Source organism: Streptomyces tricolor (assembly GCF_002155905.1).
GTDB classification, from domain to species: domain Bacteria; phylum Actinomycetota; class Actinomycetes; order Streptomycetales; family Streptomycetaceae; genus Streptomyces; species Streptomyces tricolor.
This window is the reverse complement of the sequence record NZ_MUMF01000890.1, coordinates 1-3,227: the sequence shown is the minus strand read 5'-3', so window position 1 is coordinate 3,227 and position 3,227 is coordinate 1. Positions and strand designations below refer to the sequence as shown.

Genomic DNA, 3,227 nt, shown 5'->3' with positions numbered 1-3,227 from the left:
CCTGCTCGCCGACGCCGACGACGGCGCGGAGCAGGCCCAGGTGTCGCTGGTGGTCGTGGACCGCGTCGACGACGACGTGGCGGCCCTGCTGCACCGGCTGCGGCACAACACCGCCACCCGCACCGGCCTGGTCGTCGCCACCCTGGGCCCCGGCTCGCTGCAACGCGTCATCGAGTGCGGTGTGGCGGCGGTGCTGCGGCGCGCCGAAGCGGACCAGGACCAGCTCCTGCGGCTGGTCCTCGCCATAGCCAACGGCGAGGGCATGCTCCCCGGCGACCTGCTCGGCAAGCTGCTCAGCCACGTGGGCAGCCTCCAGCGCTCGTCGCTCGACCCGCGGAGCCTGTCCCTGTCCACGCTGACCACGCGCGAGGCGGACATGCTGCGCATGGTGTCGGAGGGTCTGGACACCGCGGAGATCGCCCGCAAGACCGCGTACTCCGAACGGACCGTCAAGAACGTCCTGCACGAGGTCATCACCCGGCTGCAACTGCGCAACCGGGCGCACGCGGTGGGCTACGCGCTGCGCAACGGGCTGATCTGACGGTTCGGTCCGACGGCCTGATCCGACGGCCTGATCCGGCACCTGATCCGCGACCGGCCGGGAACGGGCGACGGGGCGCGGCCGGCGGCACGGCCGAACGGCCCCCGCGAACGGGCGCTGCCCGAAAGGGCAGCACACGCTTCCCCCGGGTATGGCCCCGCCGCCCTGCCGTGTCGCGCGCGGCCGGCGCAGGGTGGCGGGGGCACATCCGGATGCCGCACCAGACTGCGAGGGGGACCGTGATGGGAACCGCTGGCCCCGGCGGACGGTACCGCCTGGGGCGGCTCGGCGCGGCGTCACTGCTGCTGATCCCGCTGCTCGGGGTGACCGCGGCGGCCAGGCAGGACAGTGCCGGGCAGGAGGACGTCGTGACCGCGGCGCGGGCCGCCGACGCCGGGGCCACCCGGGTCGCGTACGCCGGTACCCGGCACCGCAGTCTCGGCGAGGTCGCCAGGACGACGTCCAGCAATCCGCTGTTCGGCACCGGCCCGGCCCACTTCGACGTCCAGCCGTCCGCCCTGGGCGGCCGGCTGGTCTTCGCCAGCCGCCGCGACGAGCAGAACCCGCAGATCTACCTGCGGTCCGCCGACGGTTCGGTACGCCGTCTCACCAGCGGCATGAAGGCCGCCCACCCCCGGCTCACACCGAACGGTCGGGCCGTGGTCTTCGACGCCGCCGCGCCCGGCGGCCCGGACGGCGGGAAGCAGCGCGACCTGTGGCTGGTGCGCACCGACGGCACCGGCCTGAGACGGCTGACCAACACCCCCTTCGACGAGGAACAGCCGACCGTCTCCCCGGACGGGCGGCGCCTGGCGTACGCCGGTGACGGCGACGCGTCGGCCGGACAGCAGATCTACGTGCGCCGCCTGGCCGGCGGCACCGCCACCCGGGTCACCGACCCCGCGAACGGCACGGCCGCCGAACCGGTGTGGAACCCGGTCGACGACGCCGCCCACCGGAACCTCATCGCGTACACCGCCACCGGGCGGAACGGGCCCCGGCTGCGGGTGACGGACGGGACCGGCGGCCGCACCGACGGGCCGCTGCTCGGGGGCGCGCAGACACAGTGGCGGGCCCACGGCGCGGCGTGGCTGCCCGACGGGGAGCAGGTGCTGTTCCTCAGCCCCGAGATCACCTGTGAGTGCGAGGGCGACTGGGACCACGTGTTCCGGACGCCCGCCCACTCGACGGCCACGCCCGCGCTGGTGCTGAACGAGGACCGGGAGGTCGGCTCGCCCACCTGGCTCGGCCCGCTGAACGGCGGCCGTGCGGTGGTGGAACGCACCTCCGCGTCCGGCCCGCACGAGGTGACGCTTCAGGACGTCCGCACGGACGGGGCCGACCCCCGCGATCTGGGGCTGACGATCCTGAAGGAGGACCCGGCGGCCGACACCAACACCGATCCGGCCAAGGATCCGCTGTTCCGGCCCGGAGCGGACTACGACCCGTGGACCGAGCGGCAGACCTACACGCCGGACGGCCGGCGGATCGTCCTGACCCGCTTCGAGGGCGAGCGCGGCCGCCGGATCGAGCGGATCTGGATCGCGGACGCCGACGGCACCCACGAGGTGGTCCTGCCGCTCGCGGGACGCGGCCCGGGCGACTGGGACACCGACCCGGCGCTCTCCCCGGACGGCAAGCAGCTCGCCTTCACCCGGACCTCGCCGGGCGGCGTGGGGGAGGGCGCGGGACCCAGCCGCATCCTCATCGCGGACGTCGCCACCGGCGCGATCACCGGCGAGATCACCCCGCCGGCCGGCCAGCTGCGGGGCCAGGACGCCCAGCCCACCTGGTCCGCCGACGGCAGCACCCTGGCCTTCACCCGCAACCAGGTGATCGACGGGGGCGGCGGCAACAAGCACATCTGGACCGTGCCGGTGCGGGACCTGGGCCGGCAGCACGACCTGAGCGCCGAGATCTGCCCGGGGAACTGCCGGGTCATCGACGACAGCCCGGCGTTCTCCCCGGACGGACGGAGCATCGCCTTCAACCGCAAGAACGGCGGCGGCCGGATCGACGAGCGCAACGGCATCCTCCTGACGTCGCTGTCGGGGGCCGGGTGCCGGGTGCTGCTGCCCGCCGCCGCCCGCGACCTGCCCGACGGCTGCCGCCGCGAGCTGCCGGAGGCCACCGGGCCGTTCCAGCCGCGGGACGCCGCCTGGACCGCCGACGGCAGGAAACTCGTCGTCAGCGCCCGCCCCGGCCGGCCGGTCAACAGCCCCGAGAAACTGAAGGTCCTCGACATCGCGTCGGGGAAGCTCACCAAGCTCACGAACGACCTCCCGGGCCGGCACAAGGAGCCCAGCGTCCAGCAGTCCGTGGACCTCGCCGTCCGGGCGCCCGGCACCGTCCCGCGGCTGACCGTCGGCGACTCCACCACGGTCCGCGTCGACGTCGTGAACAACGGCCCCGCGGCCTCCCCCGGCACCCGGCTCACCATCGCCGTGCCGCCCGGCGTGCGCGTCACCCGGATCACCCGGCCCGGCGGCACCTGCGACGCCACCGCCCTCCAGTGCGACGTGGGCGTGGTGCCGCCCGGGACGACCGTGCCCGTGGACGTCTCGCTCACCGGGGTCACCCCCGGCGACGCGCCGGTCGACTGGTCGGTCACCGGTACGGTCCTGGACCCGCGCCCCAGCGACAACGCGGGCCGCACGGTCGTGCCGGTGCGCACGCCCCCGCCGCC

Annotated in this window: 2 protein-coding genes; both read left to right on the top strand. The window is 75.2% G+C overall.

Annotated elements, in window-relative coordinates:
* Positions 1-541: helix-turn-helix transcriptional regulator (locus CCN44_RS41185; protein ID WP_107502176.1), on the top strand; the 541-nt coding region annotated here is incomplete at its 5' end.
* A gap of 242 nt (positions 542-783) precedes the next feature.
* Positions 784-3,227 (top strand): hypothetical protein (locus tag CCN44_RS41180; protein WP_244204060.1); only part of this gene is annotated, 2,444 nt, incomplete at its 3' end.